The sequence below is a fragment of the Micromonospora sp. ATLC20 genome (assembly GCF_057196585.1).
Map to the genome: position 1 here is coordinate 168,689 of NZ_JBXUOV010000001.1, position 21,888 is coordinate 190,576.

A 21,888-nucleotide genomic window follows, 5' to 3' on the forward strand; every position below is an offset into this window, starting at 1 on the left:
CGTCACCCACCCATGCGTATCTTCCGCTTCGTCGTCAGGCGACTGCTCCAGCTGATCCCCGTTCTGCTCGGAGTGGTCGTCCTGGCCTTCCTCCTGGTCCGGGTGCTGCCGGGCGATCCGGTCCGCAGCATCCTCGGGCAGAACGCCACCGAGGAGGACGCCGCCGCCGCACGGGCCCGCTTCGGGCTGGACCAGTCCCTGTGGCAGCAGTTCCTCGACTACCTCGGCGGGCTGCTCACCGGTGACTTCGGGACGTCGATCCAGAGCGGCACCTCCGTGGGCTCGGAGATGGCGCTACGGGTGGGTCCGACCCTGGAACTCGTCGTCATCTCGGTGAGCATCGCGCTCGTGGTGGCGACGGTGCTGGGCATCTGGTCGGCCAAGCGGGCCAACCGGGCCGGCGACCACAGCGTCCGGATCTTCGCGCTGGTCGGCAACTCCGTACCGGAGTTCTGGCTCGGCCTGGTGCTGGTGCTCGTCGGCTACAGCATCCTCGGCTGGTTCCCGGCACCGAACGGCCGCGTCGACCCGGACACCGGCCTGACCCCGCTCACCGGCGCCGACCTCGTCGACGCCGTCCTCACCGCCAACGGGCCGGCGATCGCCTCGGCCGCGGCGTACCTGGTGCTGCCGGTGCTGACCCTCGTGGTCGGCGTGGTCGCCCCGCTGCTGCGCAGCGTCCGGGCCTCCGCGCTGGAGGTGCTGCACTCGGAGTCGTACGCCGCGGCGAAGGCGCACGGGCTGCGCGACCGCACGCTGCACTACGGCTACCTGCTGCGGGCGACGCTGGTCCGGCTGCCGTCGCTGGCCGCGCTGGTCTTCGGTACGGCGATCGGCTCCACCGTGCTCGTTGAGTACGTGTACTCGTGGCAGGGCTTCGGCCAGTGGGCCCTGCGCGGCCTGCTCTACCGGGACTACCCGGTGGTGCAGGCGTCGGTGCTGGTCATCGCGCTGTGCTACGTGCTGGTGTTCCTCATCGCCGACGTGGTCCACGCGATCCTCGACCCGAGAGTGAGGCTCTGATGGCCGAGCTGCGAACCGTCCCCGACGGTCCCGCCGCCGCGCCGGTGGTCGTGCCCGGCGGCGACCGGGACAGCCGTTTCGCCCGCCGCATGATCATCGCCGGGGCGAGCATCCTGTCGGTGGTCGCGCTGCTGGCGGTGTTCGCGCCGCTGCTGAGCCAGTGGGGCGAGACCGAGATCGACGCGGCGAACACGCTCGTCGCGCCGGGCGGCAGCCACCTGCTCGGCACCGACGGCAACGGCATGGACATCTGGAGCCGGGTGCTCTACGCCGCCCGGCTCGACCTGGGCATCGCCCTGGCCGCCGTGGCGCTCGCGGTGGTCGTCGGCACGCTGCTCGGCCTGGTCGCCGGCTACTTCGGCGGCTGGCTCGACGACGTGCTGATGCGGGTGGTCGACATCTTCCAGTCGTTCCCGACGTTCATCCTGGCGCTCGCCGTGGCCGCGCTGCTCGGCAACGGCACGATCAACCTGATCATCACGATCGCGGCGGTGAACGCGCCGGCGTACGCCCGGCTGGTCCGCGCCGAGGTGCGGTCGCTGCGGGAACTGCCCTTCGTGGACGCCGCGATCACCTCCGGCGCGTCGCCGGTCGGCGTGCTCTGGCGGCACCTGCTGCCCAACAGCCTCACCCCGGTCCGGGTGATCGCGCCGCTGAACTGCGGCTGGGCCATGCTCACCCTGGCCGGGCTCTCCTTCCTCGGGCTGGGCGTGAGCATCCCCGAGGCGGAGTGGGGCGCCATGATCAGCCTCGGCGCCGCGGACGTGGTCGGCGGCCGGTGGTGGACCTCGGTCCCGCCCGGCCTGGCCCTGTTCGTCTGCGTCCTGGGGTTCAGCCTGCTCGGCGAAGGCCTGCAGGACCGCGCCAACGCGAAGCGGCGGTGACCATGCTGTCGATCGAGAACCTCTCCGTGACGATCCGCCGGCCCGGCCGGCAGGTCGCAGCGCTCAGCGGCGTGAGCTTCGCCGTCCGGCCCGGCGAGGTCGTCGGCCTGGTCGGCGAGAGCGGCGGCGGCAAGAGCATGGTGGCCCGCGCCATCGTCGGGCTGCTGCCCGGCGGCTCGCACGCCACCGGGCGGGTGCTGTTCGGCGACTCGGACGTGCTGCGCATGGACGACGCCGCGCTCGCCGCCCACCGCGGGCGGGGGGTGGCGATCTGCTTCCAGAACCCGCGCGGCGCGCTCAGTCCCACCCGCACCATCGGCAAGCAGCTCGTCGACCGGCTCGCCACCCACCAGGAGATGTCCGGCGAGCGGGCCCGGGAGGCGGCGCGCGAGCTGTTCGAGGCGGTCGGCATCCGCAGCCCGCAGCGGCGGCTCGACGCGTACGCCCACGAGCTGTCCGGCGGCATGGCCCAGCGCGTGATGATCTCGCTGGCCACCGGCTGCGCGCCGGAGCTGTTGATCGCCGACGAGCCGACCACCGGCCTCGACGTGACACTGACCCGGGAGATCCTGCGCCAGTTCCGGCACGCCGCCGACACCGACGGCCGGGGCGTCCTGCTGATCTCGCACGACCTGGCGTCCATCGCGGAGGTCTGCGACCGGGTGGTGGTGCTCTACGCCGGCACCGTGGTGGAGAGCGGACCGGCCGCGCAGGTGCTGCGGGAGCCCGCGCACCCGTACACCCGGGCGCTGCTGCGTTCGGTGCCGGACGTCGGCGGCCGGCCGGTCGTCGCCACCCCCGGCGCCATGCCGCTGCTGACGCAGGCGCCGCACAACTGCCCGTTCGTCGCCCGGTGCGCGCACGCCGACGGCACCTGCTCGTCCCGGCGCCCGGCCACCGTGCCGGTGCCCGGCGGCGGCGAGTGGTCGCTCGCCTGCTTCCACCCGCAGACCCGGCCGCTGGACGCCGACGTGCCGCGGGCGGCGCACACGCCGGCCGCGTCCGGCGTGGTCGCGGCCGGCACCGACCCGAAGCCCGCGGTGCTGGAGATCGAGGACGCGCACGTCGTCTATCGCAGCCGGTTCGGTTCCGGCGGGCACCACGCGCTGCGCGGCGTCACGCTCCGGCTCGGGCCGGGCGAGACGCTCGGCGTGGTGGGCGAGAGCGGCTGCGGCAAGAGCACCCTCGCAAAGCTCGTGATGGGCCTGGTCGCGCCCACGTCCGGCACCGTCACGGTCGCCGGGCAGGCGCTGGTAAAGCAGCCGGGCCGCACCCGGCCGCGGGGCCGGGCGCTGCGCCGGGCCCGCACCCGGGCGCAGCTCGTGTTCCAGGACCCGATCGGCTCGCTCAGCCCGCGCCGTCCCGTCGGCGACTCCATCGCCGAGCCGCTGCGCGCCGCCGGCCTGTCCCCGGCGCAGCGGGAGGCGCGCGTCACCGCCGTGCTGGACCGGATGGAGCTGGACCGGTCGATCCTCCAGCGCTACCCGCACGAGCTGTCCGGCGGCCAGGCGCAACGCATCGGCATCGCCCGCGCGCTGGTCGGCGAGCCGGATCTGATCGTCTTCGACGAGCCGACGTCGGCGCTGGACGTCACCGTCCAGGCGCAGATCCTCGACGTGATCGCCGACGTGGCCGCCGACGCGGACCGCGCCTCGGTGTTCATCTCCCACGACCTGGCCACGGTGCGCGGGTTCGCCGACCGCGTCGTGGTGCTCTACCTCGGCCGGGTCGTCGAGGAGGGACCGGTGGACGTCGTCTTCGACACGCCCCGGCACCCGTACACCCGGGCGCTGCTGGGCAGCGCCCCCCGCCTCGGCGGGACGACCGGGTCCGACGGCGAGGCCGTCGAGCTGGTCAAGGACCTGGAGGAAGCCGACGCCGCGACCGGGTGCCCACTGGCCGCCCGGTGCCCGTTCGTCACCGACCGGTGCCGATCGGAGCAGCAGGAGCTTCAGTCGTACGGCGAGAGCCGGGCCGCCTGCTGGCGCGTTCCCGAGCTTCCCGCCCTCATCGGAAGGCAGGCTGTCACGCCATGACCCGTCGCCCCATCCGGCTCGCCGTCGACATCGGCGGGACCTTCGTGGACGCCATGGAGCTGGACACGCGCACCAACCGGGTCCGCTTCCGCAAGGCGGCCACGACCCCGGCCCGGCCCGCGGACGGTGTCCTCAACGCGATCACCGCGCTCGGCACCGACCTGTCCGAGGTGGAGCTGTTCATCCACGGCACCACGCTCGGCCTCAACGCGGTGCTGGAGCGTCGTGGTGGCCGTACCGGCATCATCACCAACGAGGGCTTCCGGGACATCTTCCTGATCGGCCGCGGCAACGTGCCGTCCGACCACATGTACGACTTCCAGTACCAGCGGCCGGAGAGCCTGGTGCAGCGCCGCTTCACCGCCGGTGTGCGGGGCCGCCTCGACTACCGGGGACGCGTGGTGGAGCCGCTGGACCCGGACAGCGTCCGGGAGGCCGCCCGCACGCTCGTGGTGGACCAGCAGGTCACCTCGATCGCCATCTGCTTCCTGCACTCGTTCCTTGACCCGAGCCACGAGCGGGAGGCCGCGCGCCTCATCCACGAGGAGTTCCCCGAGGTCAGCCTGTCGCTGTCGACAGACATCGTGCGCGAGTACCGGGAGTACGAGCGCACCAGCACCACGGTGCTGGAGGCGTACATCCGGCCGATCTTCGAGCGGTACGTGGACGAGCTGGAGTCCGGCCTGGCCGAGCGCGGGTTCGCCGGGCGCTTCCTGATCATGCGGTCCGGTGGCGGCTCGATGACCAGCGCGGTCGCCAAGACCGCACCCACGCACACCGTGCTGTCCGGCCCGGCCGGCGGCATCGTCGGCGCCGCCTACGTCGCCTCGGAGCTGGGCCGGGACAACGTGCTCACGTTCGACATCGGCGGCACCTCGCTGGACGCCTGCGTGATCGAGCGCGGCTACCCGGTCGCCACGTACGAGGCCCAGCTGGAGCACTTCCCGCTGCTCATCCCGACGTACGACATCCGTACCATCGGCGCCGGCGGCGGCTCGATCGCCTGGCTGGACCACGGCCTGCTCAAGGTCGGCCCGCAGAGCGCCGGCGCCGACCCCGGCCCGGTCTGCTACGGCCGCGGTGGCACCAGGCCGACTGTGACCGACGCGGCGGTGGTGCTCGGTTACATGGACCCGGACCGGTTCCTCGCCGGCACCATGGGCCTGCGCGACGCCGAGGCGCGCGCCGCGATCCAGGAGCAGCTGGCCGATCCGCTCGGCCTGAGCGTGGAGAACGCGGCGGCGGGCGTGTTCGACGTGCTGCTGGCCCGCACCGTCGGCGCGGTCCGGCAGATCACCGTCGAGCGGGGGCACGACCCGCGGCAGTTCGCGCTGCTCGCGTTCGGTGGCGCCGGACCGCTGCTCGCGCCGCTGCTGGCCCGGGAGATGGGCATCGGCGAGGTGGTCGTGCCGTTCGCGCCGTCCGGTTTCTCCGCCTGGGGCATGCTCTCGGCCGACATCGTCAACGACTTCAGCCGTACCGTGATGGCCACGCTCGACGACGCCGACCTGTCGGAGCTGGAGCAGCTGTTCAAGGCCGTCGAGGCCGAGGCGGTCGCGTCGCTGGTGGCGCAGGGCGTGCCGGCCGGCGAGGCGGTGCTGGAGCGGCAGTTCGAGCTGCGCTACCTGGGCCAGGAGCACAGCCTGATGGTCACCGTCGGGCGTGAGCTGGACCGCGACGCGATCCGCGCCGCGTTCGACGAGACGCACCGCACCCGGTACGGCCACACCATGGGCAACCCGCTCCAGATCCTCAACCTGCGGGTGCGCGGCATCGGGCGCACCGACCGGCCGGAGCTGGAGACCCTGCCGCGCGGCGACGGCGACCCGTCGCAGGCGCTGCTGGCGCACCGCGACGCGTACGACTTCGGGCAGCACGCGGTGGTGCCGTTCGCGGTCTACGACCGCGCCCGTCTGGAGCCGGGCGACACCTTCGACGGACCGGCGCTGGTCGACGAGGGCACGTCCACCACAGTGGTGCCCAGCGGTCAGCGGGTCACCGTCGACGACCACGGATACCTGCTCGTCACCCTGGAGGAAGCCGCATGACCACGCTGGACGGAGCCCAGGTCGAGGTCGTCCGCAGCTATCTGCTGTCGGCCGCGGAGGAGATGCGGGCCACCCTCATCCGTACCTCGTTCAACCCGGTCATCTACGAGGTGCACGACTTCGGCCTGTCGATGTACGACGCCGACCTGCGGCTGGTCGCCGAGGCCACCGGGCTGACGTTCTTCCTCGGTGCGAACGACTTCTCGCTGCGCAAGGGCGTGGAGTACGTGGGCCGGGAGAACCTGCACCGCGGCGACGTGGTGCTGCTCAACTACCCGTACTGGAACGCGGCGCACGCGTACGACGCGACGCTGTTCGCCCCGGTGTTCCGGCCGGACGAGGCGGACCCGGACGCGGACGGCGACCTGATCGGCTTCCTCTGCGTCCGCGCGCACTGGATGGACCTGGGCGCCAAGGACCCGGGCTACGTGCTCGACTCGACCGACATGCACCAGGAGGGGCTGATCTTCCCGGGCACCAAGGTCGTGTCCCGGGGCGTGCCGGTGCGCGAGATCCACGAGCTGATCCGCTTCAACTCGCGGATGCCCGACGCGGTGCTCGGTGACCTGCACGCGCAGATCGCCGCGCTGCGTACCGGCGAGCGCCGGATGCTGGAGATCATCGAGAAGTTCGGCCGGGACACCGTCGACCAGGCGATCGACCGGATCATCGCCGACGGCGAGGCCCGCGCCCGGGCGGCGCTCGCGACGCTTCCGCAGGGCACCTGGACCGCCGAGGACTGGGTGGACGACGACGGCATCACCGACGACCCGGTGAAGATGCGCGTCACGGTGACGATCGACGACGGGCGCTTCATCGTCGACTTCGCCGGCTCGGCCCCGGCCACCCGTGGCCCGATCAACATGCCGTTCGGGGCGACCGAGGCGATCTGCAAGGTCGTGCTGAAGTCGCTGACGTCGCGGGACGAGCCGTCGAACGCCGGCACCGTGGCACCGCTGGAGGTGCGGGCCGAGCCGGGCACCCTGTTCCACGCCGTCTACCCGCAGCCCACGTTCACGCTCTGGACCGGCATCGTCGCGGTGGAGCTGATCCTCAAGGCGCTGGCGCAGGGCATGCCGGACCGGCTGCCAGCCTCCTCCGGCGGCGACGTGCCCGGCTTCATGATGGTCGGCCTGCACCCGGACACCGGGAAGATGTTCGCGGTCAGCAACAACGACCTGGTGGGCTGGGGCGGCACCGCGCAGCACGACGGCATGGACGCCGCCACGCACGTCTCCGGCAGCACCGGCCGGGGCACCCCGATCGAGGTCATGGAGGCCAAGACCGGGATGTTCTTCGAGCGCTGGGAGATCCGCGCGGACTCCGGTGGCGCGGGCCGGTTCCGGGGCGGCTGCGGCCTGCGGCGGGACATCCGGTTCCTGACCCCGGGCGAGTTCCTCACCGTCATCAAGAAGACAAAGAGCGCGCCGTGGGCGCTCGACGGCGGCGAGCAGCCCGAGCCGAACCAGGTGGTCGTGTTCCCGGGCACCGACCGCGAGCACCGGGTGAGCACCAAGCGCACCGTGGTGGCGGCGGGCGACCGGGTCACCCTGCTGACCGCCGGTGGCGGCGGGCACGGCGACCCGCGCGGCCGCGACCCGGAGGCGGTGCGGCGGGACGTGGCCGAGGGCTACGTCTCCCGGGAGGCGGCCCGGGACGTCTACGGAGTGGACGTCGATGGGTGAGCCGACGGTCGACGGGGCGACCGTCGAGGTCGTCCGCAGCCATCTCGTCTCGGCCGCCGAGGAGATGCGGGCCGCGCTGGTGCGCACCGCGTTCAACCCGGTGATCTACGAGGTGTACGACTTCGGCATCTCCGTCTACGACCGGCGGCTGCGGCTGGTCGCGGAGTCCACGGGGTTGTCCCGCTTCCTCGGCGCCAACGACTACTCGCTGCGCAAAGGCGTCGAGTACGTCGGCGTGGAGAATCTGCACCGCGGCGACGTGGTGCTGCTCAACTACCCGTACTGGAACGCGGCGCACACGTACGACGCGACGATGTTCGCGCCGGTCGTGCTGCCGGACAGCGAGGAGCTGATCGGTTTCCTGTGCATCCGGGCGCACTGGATGGACCTGGGCGCCAAGGATCCCGGCTACGTGCTCGACTCCACGGACATGCACCAGGAGGGGATCATCTTCCCCGGCACGAAGGTGTACTCCCGGGGCGAGCCGGTGTCGGAGATCCACGAGGTGATCCGGTTCAACTCGCGGATGCCGGAACTCGTGCTCGGCGACCTCAACGCGCAGATCGCCGCGCTGCGGACCGGCGAGCGGCGGGTGACCGAGCTGTACCGCCACTACGGCCCCGCAGTGGTCGACGCGGTGGTCGACCGGGTGATCGACGCCGCCGCGCAGCGTGCCGGGGAGGCGGTGGCCGCGTTGCCGCAGGGCAGCTGGACCGCCGAGGACTGGCTCGACGACGACGGCGTCACCGACGACCCGATCCGGATGCGGGTCACCGTCACCGTTGCCGACGGCGAGTTCACAGTGGACTTCGCCGGGTCGTCGCCGGCGGTGCCCGGGCCGGTGAACCTGCCGCTGGGCGCGACCATCGCCACCTGCCGGGTCGCGTTCAAGGGGGTCACCACGCCGCACGAGCAGACGAACGCCGGGCACTTCGCGCCCCTGCGGGTACGCGCCGAGCCCGGTACGTTGTTCCACGCGCAGTACCCGGCCGCCACGTTCACCCAGTGGACCGGCACCGTCGCGCTGGAGTTGATCCTCAAGGCGCTGGCGCAGGGCATGCCGGATCGGATGGCCGCCTCGTCCGGCGGCGACGTGCCCGGGTTCATGATGGTCGGCCGGCACCCGGACACCGGCGACCTGTTCGCGGTCAGCAACAACGACCCGGTCGGCTGGGGCGGCACGCCCCGGCACGACGGCATCGGACCGGCGAACCACCTGTGCCAGACCCAGGCGCGCAACACGCCTGTGGAGGTGCTGGAGTCGAAGACCGGCATGTTCTTCGAGCGCCTGGAGATCCGTACCGACTCCGGTGGCGCCGGCCGGTTCCGGGGCGGCTGCGGCCTGCGGCGGGACATCCGGTTCGTGACGCCCGGTGAGTTCCTGTCGGTGATCAAGAAGACGAAGAGCGCGCCGTGGGCGCTGGCCGGCGGCGAGCAGCCGGAGCCGAACCAGGTGGTCGTCTTCCCTGGCACGGACCGGGAGCACCGGGTGAGCACACGGCGTACCGCGGTGGCGGTGGGGGATCGGGTGACGTTGCTGACCGCCGGTGGCGGCGGGCACGGTGACCCGAGGAGTCGGGATCCGGAGGCGGTGCGACGGGACGTGGCCGAGGGCTACGTCTCCGCGCGGGCCGCCCGAGACGTTTATGGAGTGATCGCGTGAGTGCCGCCTATTCGCCCGAACAGCCGAGCGTGCTGCTCGGCGACTGCACAGTGCTTGATGCCCGCGTGGTGGACGGCATGGCGCCCGTGACCGGCGCCGGGGTGTGGGTCCGGGGTGACCGGATCGCCGCCGTCGGGCCGTACGCCGAGGTGGCCGAGCAGGCGCGGGCCGCCGGCCGGCTGACCGAGGTGGACCTCGACGGCGCCTACGTGACGCCCGGTCTGGTCAACATGCACACCCACTTCTCGCTGTCGCTGCCCGGCTCCGCCGGCGAGGGCGTCAAGGGGATGGGCGCGTACGACCTCGCCCACTACATGGCCGACGGGGCGCGGCGCACGCTGCACTCCGGCGTGACCACTGTGCGCTGCGTGGCGGAGAAGGACCACGCCGACTTCGCGCTGCGGCGGGCGATCAACGCCGGGCGCGTGCCGGGTCCGCGCATCTACACCGCCGGCCGGGCGCTGGTGTGCACCGGCGGGCACGGCCACGAGAGCAACGACACGCTCGAATGTGACGGCCCGGTGGGCTTCCGCCACGGCGTCCGCAGCCAGATCAAGGCCGGCGCCGACCTGATCAAGGTGATGATCTCGGGCGGTATCGCCGGTGAGCACGAGAGCATCCACACGCCCCAGTTGTTCGCCGACGAGATGAGCGCGGTGATCGAGACCGCGCACGCGTGGGGCCGCAAGGTGACAGCGCACGCCGGACCGGCCGACGTGATCGGCGCGGCCGTGGAGCTGGGACTGGACTGCGTGGAGCACGGCTACCAGCTCACTCCGCAGGTCGCGGCGCGGATGGCCGAGCGCGGCACCGCGCTCGTGCCGACGCTGCTGGTGACCCGGTGCAAGGAGTTCTTCGACGAGCTGGGCGTGCCGGAGTGGATGCAGTGCCGGTCGCTCGGCGCCGGCCCCCGGCACCTGGAGAGCTTCGACATGGCGATCGCCGCCGGGGTGGAGGTGCTGCTCGGCAGCGACATGCCCCCGTTCTGGGAGTTCGAGGGCACCACCGCCTCGATCCGGGAGCTGGAGTACATGTCCGAGCGGATCGGCACCGCGCGGGCCATCCACGCCGGCACGCTCGGACCGATCCGGTGGCTCGGCGCCGAGTCCGACCTCGGCACTGTCGAGGCCGGCAAGCTCGCCGACCTGATCGCGACCGACGCCGACCCGCTGGCCGACACCTCGGCGTTCCGGGACGTGCGGTGGGTGATGAAGGGCGGGCAGATCGCCCGCGACGACCGGAACCAGGAGGAGACGCGATGACGTTCGCGGATTCAGGCGCCGCGGCGATCGCCGCCGGCATCGACGACATGTACGACGCGTTCCTCGCCGGGGACCAGCAGCGGTTCGACACGCACCTGGACCCCGACGTGACCACCTGGGAGACGCACCTGCCCGGGCCGCTGCGGACCCGGGCCGAGCTGGACGAGTACCGCGCCCGGCGCGACGCCGCGGGACAGCGGCCCCGGCTGGCGGTGCTCGCCGCGCGGGACAAGCGCATCGACGTCTGGGACGACTTCGGCGTCGCCCGGTACGAGCTGGTCGCGCAGCTCGGCCCGGACGACGAGCCGGAGATCACCCGGGTCACCGACGTGGTGCGCCGGATCGACGGCCGCTGGGTGATCGTGCACCACCACGCCGAGCTGGTCCGGGAACCGGTGGGCGCGGCGTGATCCGGCGGCTGGTCGCCGGGCGGACCGGCGAGCCGGCGGACGTGCTGTCGGTCGCCGAGCTGCCCGACGACCCGCCGCCCGGCCCCGGTGAGGTACGGCTCGCCGTCCGTACGGTGGGGCTGAACTTCCTGGACGTCATGCTCTGCCGGGGCGAGTACCCGGTGCGGCCGGACCCGCCGATGACACCCGGCGTGGAGACGGCCGGCCGGGTCGTCGCCGCCGGAGCCGGGGCCGAGCACCTGCTGGGTCAGGAGGTGCTCGCCTGCCCGGCGCTGCCGCGCGGCGCGCTCGGCAGCACCGTGACGGCGGACGCCGCGGTGGTGGTGCCGCGACCGCCCACTGTCGACCCGGTCACCGCGGCGGCGCTGCCCGTCACCTACCAGACCGCGTGGTTCGCGCTGGAACGATCCGCTCTCACCGCGGGGCAGACGGTGCTTGTGCACGCGGGCGCCGGTGGGGTGGGCATCGCCGCGATCCAGCTCGCCGTCGCCCGTGGCGCGCGGGTCCTGGCCACCGCGGGCGGCCCGGCCAAGACCGCGATCTGCCGCGACCACGGCGCCCAGGTGGCGATCGACTACACGGCGGACGACTTCGTGCCCGCCGTGCTGGCGGCCACACGCGGACGGGGCGTGGACGTCGTGGTGGACCCGGTGGGCGGCGACGTGTTCGCCCGCTCCTGGGAGTGCCTGGCGTTCGAGGGCCGCCTGGTCGCGGTGGGCGCGGCCGGTGGCGCGCCGCCGCCGGTGGACCCGCTGCGACTGATGGCGGCGAACGCGACACTCGTCGGCCTGTCCTGGGGCTCGCAGTACCCGTGGCAGCGCGCGTCGGCCGTCGAGGCGGCCTACCAGGAGCTGTTCGACATGTGCGCCTCCGGCGCGGTCCGGCCGCCGGTCAGCCGCGTCGTGTCGCTCGACGAGACCCCCGCGGCGCTCACCGAACTGGCCGAACGCCGGACCACCGGCAAGATCATCGTACGGATCGACGAGGGGGAGGGACCGTGAGCGACAGCGACGGCGACATGGAGATCTACGACCTGAAGGTGACAGTCGACCGGATCGAGGGCCGGTCGGTCTGCGGCATGGCCGTGGGCGACCACTTCGAACTGACGAACAGCGCGCACCTGCGGCTGCCCGAGGGAAAGCACTTCTGCGTGTACGCGCTCGCCTCGGTGCTGCCCTTCCTCGCCGCCAAGCAGCGTGATCTGGCGCCGGGGGACTGGCTGGCCCAGGACTCCCACTTCATCTGCCCCGACCCGGAGGAGCGGCTCGTCATGAAGGTGGAACGGACCTGCCGGCGCACGATGAACTCGGCGGACCTGACATGACCGTCGAGATCGGGCTCGGCCTGCAGAGCGACAAGCCGGCCGGCGCCTACGCCCGGCTGGCCCGCGCCGCCGAGGCGCACGGCTTCGACGTGCTCACCGTCTTCGGCGACCTGATGTACCAGCCGCCGATCTTCCCGCTGCTGGAGATGGCACAGGCGACCGAACGGGTACGCCTCGGCGCGGCCTGCCTGAACCCGTACTCGATGGCGCCGTACGAGATCGCCGGTCAGATCGCCGCCCTGGACCTGGCCTCGCACGGGCGGGCCTACCTGGGTCTGGCCCGAGGGACCTGGCTGGGCGCTGTCGGCCTGCCGCAGCCGCGGCCGCTGACCACCCTCGAGGAAGCCGTCCAGGTCGTCTACCGCCTGCTGCGCGGCGACCGCGGCGGCTTCACCGGAAAGGTCTTCTCGCTCGCCCCCGGCACCGCGCTGCGCTACGACGTGCAGCGGCCCGACCCGCCGCTGCTGCTCGGCGCGTGGGGCCCGCAGGGCGCGGCGCTGGCCGGGCGGATCGCCGACGAGATCAAGGTGGGCGGCAGCGCCAACCCGGACATGGTCCCGGTGATCCGTGAACGGCTGCGGACCGGCGCGGAGAAGGCCGGACGCGACGTCGCGGACGTCGGCATCGTGCTCGGCGCCGTGACGGTCGTCGACACCGACGGCGAGGCGGCCCGCGCCAAGGCCCGCACCGAGGTCGCCATGTACCTGGCGGTGGTGGCCGAGCTGGACCCGACCGTCGAGATGCCGGACGACCTGGTCAAGCGCGTCGGTGACCTGGTCGACGCGGGCGAGGACGAGGCGGCGGGCCGGCTGATCCCGGACGACGTGCTCGACCGGTTCGCCTTCTCCGGCACGCCGGAGCAGGTCGCCGCGCAGGCCCAGGCGCTCATCGACGCGGGCGTGCGCCGGGTCGAGTTCGGTACGCCGCACGGCCTCACCGACGAGCGCGGCGTGGACCTGCTCGGCTCGGCCGTCCTGCCGTTGCTGCGGAGGTGAGCCAGGTGCGGCTCACCGTGGTGGTCGGCCCCGGCCTGGTGGCCGACCCGGCCCTGCTGGCGTCGCTGGCCGACGCCACCTGCGCCGAACTGGACGTCGCCGGTCAGGTGGTCACCGCCGGCTCGGCCGACGAGCTGCGCTCGCTGCTCGCCGCGACGGACCAGCCGGTGGTGGCGCTGCCCGGCCCCACACCGGCGGCCCGTGCCCTCATCGGCGCGCAGCCGTCCGGCGTGGTCTGGTACGACCTGACCGTCGAGTCGCCGGTGCCCGGCGCGGTCCACCTGGCCGGACGGGGACTGTGGGGCCTGGCCTGGGCGATCCGGCACGCCGTGCACCGCCTCCGCGCGCCGGCCACCCGGATCGCCTACGGCCCGGACCCGGACCAGTGGGGCGACCTGCGGCTGCCGTCCACCCCGGACGCCGGGCCGGCGCCGGTCGCGGTGCTGCTGCACGGCGGGTTCTGGCGGTCCATCTGGGGCGCGGACCTGATGGACGCGCTCGCCGCCGACCTGGCCCGGCGCGGGTACGCGTCCTGGAACCTGGAGTACCGGCGCCCGGACCGGCACGGCTGGGACGCGACCACGCAGGACGTCGAGGCGGGCCTGCGCGCGCTGCGGGAACCGGCCCGCGACGGGCTGGTCGACCTGGACCGGATCGTCGTGCTGGGACACTCGGCCGGCGGGCAGCTCGCGTTGCGTGCCGCGGCGGACCTGGCCGCGCGTCCGGGCGGGCCGCGTGTCGCGCTCGCGGTGTCGCTGGCCGGGGTGCTCGACCTCACCGAGGGCGAGCGGCGCTACCTCGGCGACGGCGCTGTCGCCGCCGCGCTGGGCGGTTCACCGGTGACGGCACCGCGCCGGTACGCCGAGAGCGACCCGATGCTCCGCCTGCCGGCCGGGGTGCCCGCACTGCTCGTGCAGGGGACGGAGGACAGCCTCGACCTCGTCGACGCCAACCGGCGCTACGCCGTGGCGGCGGCCGACGCCGGCGACGACGTGCGCTACCTCGAACAGCCGGGGGACCACTTCACCGTCATCGACCCGGCCTCGGTCGTCTGGCAGGACACGATGACCGCCGTGGACGCGCGCCTCGGTCGCTGACGCCACACAGCGAATCGCCCTCCGTGTTCACCTACGTGAAATCGGAGGGCGATTCGTGGTGCCCGGCGTGCCGGTCAGAACAGGCGGGGCGTGACCACCGAGACCACTGTCGTCACCGCGTCGGTGTCGTTGTAGAGCTGGTGCGGCACCGACGAGCGCAGGTGCACGCTGTCGCCCGGGAACAGCCGATGCTCGACGCCCTCGACCTCGTAGAGCAGCTCGCCGGAGATGACGTAGGCGAACTCCTCGCCCCGGTGGCCGTACGCGTTCTCCCGGCGCCCGCCCGGCGCGATGTGCACGAGCATCGGTTCGAGCACCAGGTCCGGCCCCCGGTCGGAGAGCATGCGGTAGGTCTGCTGCCCGGATACGTACTGCGTCGCGGCCGTCTCCGCCCTGGTCAGCGTGAAGTGCCGGGGGAGCGAGGAGACGGTGCTGTCCGGCGACGGCGTGCCGGCGTCGAAGAAGTCGGCCACCGACCGGTCGAGCGCCTTGGCGACGCTGCCGAGCGCGGTCAGGCCGATGGAGGAGATGCCGCGCTCGACCTGGGACAGGAAGCCGATGGACAGCCCGGAGCGGGAGGCGAGGCCGCGCAGGGTCAGCCCGCGTTCCTTGCGGTAGCGCCGGATCCGGCCGCCGACGACGCCGGCGGGCGTGTTCTCGTCCGCGGCGCCACCGGAGCCGGCCTGCTCCGACGGCGGCTGACTGTTCATGGGCCGCACGGGGACCTCCTGTCGAGGTGGCGGGACCTCCGCCGGGATGTTCGATGGTATCGAACATCCCGGCCGGCGCGCGAGGGGCCGTGCGGCCGGTTTCCCCGCGTCGTCCCGGGTGGACCCCGGCCGGCGTCGCCCGCCTACCGCTTGACGAGATTGCGCAGCGCCGAGAGCAGCGACCGGTGGCTGACCTCGGCGTAGATCTTCTTGTCCGGTCCGTACAGGACCACGAAGGGGCACTGCTGGTCGTCCCCGCCCATGCTCTTGTCCAGCAGCCTGCGGCCGGTCGCCACCTCGTACACCCGCAGGCGGTAGGTGGCCTTCAGCAGCGTCAGCGTGTCCGGCTTCGGGTCGTCGTAGCGGCACTTGCGGATCGTCGCGCCGGTGCTGGTGCGATCCAGGCAGGCGACCATCTGCACGGCCTTCGGGTCCTCCGACGCCCAGGTCCGCTCGACCCGCTTCGACAGGCCCTCGTCGTAGTAGTAGACCCGGTCGTGACGGCGCGTGCCGATGTCGGTGCCGACGAGCAGCGCCACCGGGTGCGGCGCCGCGCCGGTGCGCTTCGGCGACTGCGGGAAGTAGAGGACCCCGTCGCACACGTCGTTGAGGTCGGAGATCTGCGCCGCCGGGAAGTCGCTGGGCTGCGGTCCGCGCGTCGAGGGCTCCACGCTCGCCGTCGCACCCGGCGTGGGCGTCGCGCCGGACGACCGCCAGGGCGCCACCGGCGGCGCGGCGGGCTCCCGCTCGGCCGTCTCGCGGGGCGAGGAACCCAGCAGGAACGCGCCGCCGATCAGGCCCGAGCACGTCACCAGCAGCAGCACGCTCAGCGCCGCGACGGCGACGACCAGACCGCGGTTGCGGCGCGACGACGGCGGGCCGGGCGGCGGGTACGGCCCGTACGGCGGGGCCGGCGCGGCCGGCCCGTACGGCGGATCCGCTGTGGGCGGTCCGTAAACCGGGCCGGGCGGCTCGTGACCCGGCCCGGTGACGGGTGGTGGTGGCGGGCCGGAAACGGCCGGCGGCATCCAGGCGGTGTCGGCCCGCTGTTCCCCGTTCCCCGTCGCTTCCTGATCGGATCCGGCCCCCGTGTCGGACATGCGCATTCCCCCGTCGAACCCGTGCGGAGCGCGCAATTTATCAGGATCGGTGTCCCGGAGGTGCCCCGTGCGAGATGGGTGCCCTGCCCAGGTAGCGCCGGCACCCGCGCCTGCCACCTGACCGGCGGGGGCGGTGACCCGGGCCGGGTCGCCGGGCGTGGCAGGATCGGCGGGTGCAGATCGGGTTGCTCGGGCCGTTCCAGGTCACCACGGACGCCGGTGTCCCGGCCGACGTGCCGGGCGCGCGGCTGCGCGGGCTGCTGGCCGCCCTCGCGCTCCAGCCCGGCCGGGTGGTCCCGAAGGCGGCGCTCGTCGACTGGATCTGGGGCGAGCAGCCGCCCGCCGACGCCGCGAACGCGCTGCAACGGCTGGTGTCCCGGCTGCGCAAGGCCCTGCCGGTCGGCGCTGTCGACGGGCTGCCCGACGGCTACCGGCTCGCCGTGGAGCCCGACGCTGTCGACGCCGTACGGTTCGAACGTCTCGTCCGCCGGGCACGCGACGGGGACGGGACGCAGCGGGTCCGGCTGCTGCGCGAGGCGCTGGGCCTGTGGCGTGGCGACGCGCTTCGCGACGTCGGCCTGCCCGACAGCCCGGCGCTCGACGCGGCGGCCACCCGGCTGGAACGGCTGCGCCTGACCGCGACGGAGGACCGGTACGACGCGGAGATCGGGCTCGGCCGGGAAGCCGATCTGATCCCGGAGCTGACCGACCTGGTGGCGGCCCATCCGGTGCGCGAACGGCTCGCCATGTCGCTGATGCGCGCGCTGGTCGCGGCCGGCCGGGACACCGAGGCGCTGCTGGTCTACCAGCGCACCGCCGACGCGCTCGCCGACGCCCTCGGCGCCGATCCGTCGCCGGAGCTGTCGGCGCTGCACGTCGCCCTGCTGCGCGGCGAGACGGTCCGCCGGGAGGACACCCGCCGGACCAACCTGCGCGCCGAGCTGACCAGCTTCGTCGGGCGGGACGCCGACCTCGCCGCCGTGGGCGCGCTGGTGGGCGAGCACCGGCTCACCACGCTCACCGGTCCGGGTGGCTCGGGGAAGACCAGGCTGGCCACGGAAACCGGCCGCCGGATGACGGGCGACCTGCCGGACGGGGTGTGGCTGGTCGAGTTCGCCGCGATCAGCGCCGACGGGGACGTCGTGCAGGCGACGATCTCCGGGCTCGGCCTACGGGACGCGCTGCTCGGCGACGCGGGCAGCGCGGAACCGGTCGACCGGCTGGTGGCGGCGATCCGGGACCGGGCGATGCTGCTGATCCTGGACAACTGCGAACACGTCGTCGAGGCGGCGGCGGCGCTGGCGCACCGGCTGCTCGGCGAGTGCAGGCGGCTGCGGATCCTGGCCACGAGCCGGGAACCGCTGGGCATCACCGGGGAGGCGTTGTGGCCGGTCGCGCCGCTGGGCCTGCCCGGCGGCGACGCCCCGGTCGCCGAGGTCGAGTCGTCGCCCGCCGTCCGCCTGCTGCGGGACCGGGCCGCCGCCGTCCGCCGCGACCTGGCGTTCGACGACCACACGTCAGCGACCATGGCGCGGATCTGCCGCGCGCTCGACGGGATGCCGCTGGCGATCGAGCTGGCCGCGGCGCGGCTGCGCACCATGTCCGTCGACCAGCTCGCCACCCGGCTCGACGACCGGTTCCGGCTGCTCACCGGCGGCAGCCGGACCGCCCTGCCCCGGCACCGGACGCTGCGGGCCATGGTCGACTGGAGCTGGGAACTGCTCAGCGACGCCGAACGCGCGGTGCTGCGCCGGCTGTCGGTGTTCTCCGGCGGGGCGGGCTTGGACGCGGCCGAGCGGGTCTGCGCCGGCGGCGCCGTCGAGCCGGGCGACGTGCTCGACCTGCTCACCACGCTGACCGAGAAGTCGCTGCTGGTCGCCGCCGGCGACGTCGGGCCGCGCTACCGCATGCTCGGCACGATCAAGGAGTACGCCGCGCAGCGGCTCGCCGAGGCGGGGGAGGAGGATCTCGCGCGCCACGCGCACCTGGCGTACTTCACCGCGCTGGCCGAGGCGGCCGAGCCGCGGCTGCGCCGCGCCGACCAGCTCACCTGGCTCGCGCGGCTCGAAGCCGAGCACGACAACGTCACCGCCGCGATGCGCGGGGCGCTCGCCGCGGATGAGGGGCGCGAGGCGATGCGGCTCGCGGCCGGCGCCGGCTGGTACTGGTGGCTCGGCGGCCACCGCAGCGAGGGCATGGAACTGATCATCGCGGCCACCGAGGCGCCGGGCGAGGTGCCCGACGACATCCGCGCCGTGGTGTACGGGCTCGTGGTGCTGTTCCTCAGTTCCGGGCCGGGCGACGCGCAGCACGCGGCGGAGTGGATCCACAAGGCGTACCGGTTGAGCGACGAGGGCCGCGGCAGCCACCCGGAGCTGGCCCTGGTCGTGCCGATGGAGCGGATGCTGCGGGAGCCGGACGCGCTGCTGCCCGCCTGGGAGTCGCTGCTGGACCACGAGGATCCGTGGGTACGCGCGCTGGCCCGGCTGCACCTGGGCAAGCTGCGGGTCATCCTCGGCATCGAGGCGGCGCAGGCGGAGGCGTGCCTGCGGCAGGCGCTCGCCGAGTTCCGGGCCGTGGGCGAACGCTTCGGGATCTCGTTCGCGCTCAGCGAGCTGGCCGAGCTGATCGCCGTACGCGGTGACGTCGCCGCCGCCTGCGACTACTACGAGCAGGCGGTCACGGCGGTCACCGAGGTCGGCGCCGTCGAGGACGTGATCCGGATGCGGGCGCGGCTGGCCTGGCTGTACCGGCTGAGCGGCGACGGGACGGCGAGCGCCGCCGCGCTGGCCGAGGCGCACCGGCTCGCCGCCGGGGTCGCCTGGCCGGGCGCCCTGGCCGAACTGGCGCTGGTCCGGGCGTACCTGGCCCGGCACGACGGTGACGCGGACGAGGCGTACGCGCAGATGCGGTCGGTGTCGGCGCTGCTCGGCGACGAGGCGGACCTGGCCAGTGTCCGGGCCGGCACCCAGGATCTGCTGGGCTACCTGACCGACGACGCCGAGCTGTCGCGTACCCATCGGGCGGCGGCGTGCCGGGCGGCGCGCGAGGGTGGCTATGCGCCGCTGACCGCGCAGGTGCTCGTCGGTGTCGCGGACCTGGCGTTGCGGCTGGACCGGCCGGACCAGGCGGCGCGGCTGCTCGGCGCCGCCACCGCGGTACGCGGGCAGCCCGACCGCACCCACCCCGACGTGCCCCGGATCGAGGCGGCGGCGCGCGACCGCCTCGGCGACGCGGGGTTCGCCGAGGCGGTCGCACAGGGCCGGGAGACCGGCTGGGAGCGGCTGGTCGAGGTCACGCTCGCTTCGTGAACGTGGACCGCGCCCACAGGTAGCCGACCACCGCGATGCCGGCGCACCAGGCGAGCGCGGGGATCACGTCGCCGGCCGACGGCGCGCCCTCGAGCAGGCCGCGCAGGGTCTCGATGATCGGCGTGAACGGCTGGTACTCGGCGATCTGCCGCAGTCCCGGCCCCATCTTGTCGGCGGGCACGATCGCGCTGCTGAAGAACGGCAGCAGGACCAGCGGCACGGAGGCCATGCCCGCCGACTCCGGCGACTTGGCGAACAGGCCAAGCGCGACCGTGAACCAGCTGACCGCGACGCTGAGCAGCACCACCATGCCGGCCGCACCGAGCCAGTGCAGCGGTCCGGCGGCCGGGCGGAAGCCGAGCAGGAACGCCACCCCGACCAGGGCCGCGACCGCGAGGACGTTCGTCAGCACGGTGGCCACGACGTGGCCGGTCAGCACCGCGCCCCGGGAGACGTGCATGACCTTGAACCGGTTGATGATGCCCTTGGTCATGTCGGAGTTCACCGACGTCGCGGTGCCGCCGAGGCCGTAGCAGACCGCCAGCAGCATCAGGCCCGGCGTCGCGTAGTCGACGTAGTCGACGCCGACGGAGAACGCGTCGCCGAGCATGTACACGAACATCAGCATCACGATGATCGGCATCAGCACCGCGTTGAACACCGAGGTCGGGTTACGGCGCAGGTGCGTCAGGTTGCGGCGCAGCATGACGACCGAGTGGTTCCTGCTCATTTCGCGGCCACCTCCGTGGTACGGCCCGTCAGGGCCAGGAAGACGTCATCGAGGTCGGGGGTCTGGACGGACAGGTCGCCGGCGCTGATCGCGTGTGCGTCCAGCCGGTCGAGCAGGGCGCGCAACGAGGCGGTTCCGCCGTCGGTGGGCACGCGCAGCGCCAGCGCCTCCTCGTCGCGTACCGCCTCGGGCAGCACCAGCGCCGCCGCGTCCAGTTCGGCGCCGGTGCCGAACCGCAACCGCACGTGCGTGCCGGGGATCCGGCGCTTCAGCTCCTCCGGCGTGCCCTGGGCGACCAGCCGGCCCTGGTCGAGCACCGCGATCCGGTCGGCGAGGCGGTCGGCCTCGTCGAGGTACTGGGTGGTGAGGAAGACCGTCACGCCGCCGGCCACCAGTTCCCTGATGATCGACCACATGGTCCGCCGGCTGCGCGGGTCCAGCCCGGTCGTCGGCTCGTCCAGGAAGATGATCCGCGGCTCGCCGACCAGCGTCATCGCCAGGTCCAGCTTGCGGCGCATGCCCCCGGAGTACGTCGACACCAGCTTGTCGGCGGCCTCGACCAGGTCGAACCGTTCCAACAGCTCGGCGACGACCCGCTTGCCGGTCACGCGGTTACGCGGACCGAGGTCGACCATCAGTTGCAGGTTCTCCCGCCCGGTGAGCAGTTCGTCCACCGCCGCGAACTGCCCGGTCACGCCGATCGCCGCGCGGACCGCCTTGGCCTCGGTGGCCACGTCGTGCCCGGCCACCCGCACCGACCCGGCGTCGGCGCGGATCAGCGTGGTCAGGATGTTCACAGTCGTCGTCTTGCCGGCCCCGTTCGGGCCGAGCAGCGAGAAGATCGTCCCGGCGGGGACGTCCAGGTCGATGCCGTCGAGCACCACCCGGTCCTTGTACGCCTTGCGCAGCCCGGAGACCGCTATCGCTGAACTCGTCATGCGACCACCATGGGCGGCCGTACCGCCACCGCCCTGACACGGCGCTGACACGGGCGCTGACAGCTTGTCGGTGGGCCGGCGTACGGTCGCGCCGTGGATCGGGAGACGTTCTGGGACATCGTGGAGCGGGCGCGTCGCGCCGCGGGACGCGAGACGGTCACCGCCGAGGGAGCCGACGCGGTGGCCCGGCATCTGGTCGCGGAGCTGTCGGTGCTGAGTCCGGCGGCGATAGTGGGCTTCGAGCAGGCGTACGACGACGTGACCGAGGAGGGGTGGCGCTGGGACCTGTGGGCGGCCGCCTACCTGATGCGCGGCGGCTGCTCGGACGACGGGTTCGACTACTTCCGCGGCTGGCTGGTCGCGCAGGGGCGGGCGGTCTGGGAGCGGGCCGTAGCCGATCCCGACTCCCTCGCCGACGCCGGTGTCGACCCGGACGACGACGCGGTCGAGTGCGAGGCGGTGCTGAGCGCGGCGGGCGACGCGTACGCCGCGGCGACCGGCACCGACACCGACGCGTTCTGGGAGGCGCTCGCCGCCGCCGACCGCGCTGCTCCCCCCGGCCCGGCGCCGGCCGACCCGGCCGGTGAGGACTTCGACTTCGACGACGACAAGCAGATGCGCGCCCGCCTGCCGCGCCTGGCGGCGATCTACCGGCCGGTGGAATGAGGCGTC

At 73.6% G+C, this 21,888-nt stretch carries 18 protein-coding genes; 14 read left to right on the forward strand and 4 right to left on the reverse strand.

Annotated elements, in window-relative coordinates:
- The first annotated feature begins 12 nt into the window (after positions 1–12).
- Genes AC2CHG_RS00775 through AC2CHG_RS00830 form a run of 12 tightly spaced genes read left to right on the forward strand, consistent with a single transcriptional unit; the run spans position 13 to position 14,427 of the window.
- Positions 13–1,023, forward strand: coding sequence for an ABC transporter permease (locus tag AC2CHG_RS00775; protein ID WP_463839849.1), 1,011 nt, complete (start codon positions 13–15; stop codon positions 1,021–1,023).
- Positions 1,023–1,907 carry an ABC transporter permease gene (locus AC2CHG_RS00780; RefSeq protein WP_013285150.1) on the forward strand — a complete coding sequence of 295 codons (885 nt, stop codon included), beginning with the start codon at positions 1,023–1,025 and terminating at the stop codon, positions 1,905–1,907. The genes AC2CHG_RS00775 and AC2CHG_RS00780 overlap by 1 nt, the downstream gene beginning before the upstream one ends.
- A gap of 2 nt (positions 1,908–1,909) precedes the next feature.
- Complete coding sequence (locus AC2CHG_RS00785; protein WP_484523955.1) at positions 1,910–3,943, forward strand: ABC transporter ATP-binding protein; 2,034 nt, start codon at positions 1,910–1,912, stop codon at positions 3,941–3,943.
- Positions 3,940–5,991, forward strand: a complete 2,052-nt coding sequence (locus AC2CHG_RS00790; protein ID WP_484523943.1) for a hydantoinase/oxoprolinase family protein — start codon at positions 3,940–3,942, stop codon at positions 5,989–5,991. Before AC2CHG_RS00785 ends, AC2CHG_RS00790 begins: the two co-directional genes overlap by 4 nt.
- Complete coding sequence (locus AC2CHG_RS00795) at positions 5,988–7,676, forward strand: hydantoinase B/oxoprolinase family protein (protein WP_484523944.1); 1,689 nt, start codon at positions 5,988–5,990, stop codon at positions 7,674–7,676. Before AC2CHG_RS00790 ends, AC2CHG_RS00795 begins: the two co-directional genes overlap by 4 nt.
- Complete coding sequence (locus AC2CHG_RS00800; RefSeq protein WP_484523945.1) at positions 7,669–9,339, forward strand: hydantoinase B/oxoprolinase family protein; 1,671 nt, start codon at positions 7,669–7,671, stop codon at positions 9,337–9,339. The genes AC2CHG_RS00795 and AC2CHG_RS00800 overlap by 8 nt, the downstream gene beginning before the upstream one ends.
- A complete protein-coding gene (locus tag AC2CHG_RS00805) occupies positions 9,336–10,601 on the forward strand; it encodes an amidohydrolase family protein (RefSeq protein ID WP_355513059.1) in 1,266 nt (421 codons plus the stop codon). The genes AC2CHG_RS00800 and AC2CHG_RS00805 overlap by 4 nt, the downstream gene beginning before the upstream one ends.
- Complete coding sequence (locus tag AC2CHG_RS00810; RefSeq protein WP_262012114.1) at positions 10,598–11,011, forward strand: nuclear transport factor 2 family protein; 414 nt, start codon at positions 10,598–10,600, stop codon at positions 11,009–11,011. Before AC2CHG_RS00805 ends, AC2CHG_RS00810 begins: the two co-directional genes overlap by 4 nt.
- Complete coding sequence (locus AC2CHG_RS00815; protein WP_484523946.1) at positions 11,008–12,012, forward strand: zinc-binding dehydrogenase; 1,005 nt, start codon at positions 11,008–11,010, stop codon at positions 12,010–12,012. Before AC2CHG_RS00810 ends, AC2CHG_RS00815 begins: the two co-directional genes overlap by 4 nt.
- On the forward strand, positions 12,009–12,335 hold the full coding sequence (locus tag AC2CHG_RS00820; RefSeq protein WP_151500654.1) for a TIGR04076 family protein: 327 nt from the start codon (positions 12,009–12,011) through the stop codon (positions 12,333–12,335). The genes AC2CHG_RS00815 and AC2CHG_RS00820 overlap by 4 nt, the downstream gene beginning before the upstream one ends.
- Entirely contained in the window at positions 12,332–13,330 is a 999-nt protein-coding gene (locus tag AC2CHG_RS00825; RefSeq protein WP_262012116.1) for an LLM class flavin-dependent oxidoreductase, read from the forward strand. The genes AC2CHG_RS00820 and AC2CHG_RS00825 overlap by 4 nt, the downstream gene beginning before the upstream one ends.
- Positions 13,331–13,335: 5 nt before the next feature.
- Positions 13,336–14,427, forward strand: a complete 1,092-nt coding sequence (locus tag AC2CHG_RS00830) for an alpha/beta hydrolase (RefSeq protein ID WP_484523947.1) — start codon at positions 13,336–13,338, stop codon at positions 14,425–14,427.
- 74 nt (positions 14,428–14,501) lie between these two features.
- Here the strand turns inward: AC2CHG_RS00830 and AC2CHG_RS00835 are convergent, their stop codons facing one another.
- The gene (locus tag AC2CHG_RS00835) at positions 14,502–15,137 is read right to left on the reverse strand and encodes a helix-turn-helix domain-containing protein (RefSeq protein ID WP_262012118.1); all 636 of its coding nucleotides are present in this window, start codon (positions 15,135–15,137) and stop codon (positions 14,502–14,504) included.
- A gap of 143 nt (positions 15,138–15,280) precedes the next feature.
- Positions 15,281–16,165 carry a hypothetical protein gene (locus AC2CHG_RS00840; protein WP_484523948.1) on the reverse strand — a complete coding sequence of 295 codons (885 nt, stop codon included), beginning with the start codon at positions 16,163–16,165 and terminating at the stop codon, positions 15,281–15,283.
- Between the two features lie 245 nt (positions 16,166–16,410).
- Here AC2CHG_RS00840 and AC2CHG_RS00845 point away from each other — a divergent pair, with 245 nt between their 5' ends.
- Complete coding sequence (locus AC2CHG_RS00845; RefSeq protein WP_484523949.1) at positions 16,411–19,548, forward strand: ATP-binding protein; 3,138 nt, start codon at positions 16,411–16,413, stop codon at positions 19,546–19,548.
- Here AC2CHG_RS00845 and AC2CHG_RS00850 read toward each other — a convergent pair.
- Both AC2CHG_RS00850 and AC2CHG_RS00855 read right to left on the reverse strand, forming a co-directional pair.
- Entirely contained in the window at positions 19,532–20,278 is a 747-nt protein-coding gene (locus AC2CHG_RS00850) for an ABC transporter permease (RefSeq protein ID WP_262012121.1), read from the reverse strand. The two genes, AC2CHG_RS00845 and AC2CHG_RS00850, sit on opposite strands and share 17 nt — an antisense overlap.
- The gene (locus tag AC2CHG_RS00855) at positions 20,275–21,216 is read right to left on the reverse strand and encodes an ATP-binding cassette domain-containing protein (protein WP_262012122.1); all 942 of its coding nucleotides are present in this window, start codon (positions 21,214–21,216) and stop codon (positions 20,275–20,277) included. The genes AC2CHG_RS00850 and AC2CHG_RS00855 overlap by 4 nt, the downstream gene beginning before the upstream one ends.
- A 93-nt stretch (positions 21,217–21,309) precedes the next feature.
- Between AC2CHG_RS00855 and AC2CHG_RS00860 the strand changes: the two genes are divergently transcribed.
- Complete coding sequence (locus tag AC2CHG_RS00860) at positions 21,310–21,882, forward strand: DUF4240 domain-containing protein (RefSeq protein ID WP_262012123.1); 573 nt, start codon at positions 21,310–21,312, stop codon at positions 21,880–21,882.
- Positions 21,883–21,888 lie beyond the last annotated feature (6 nt).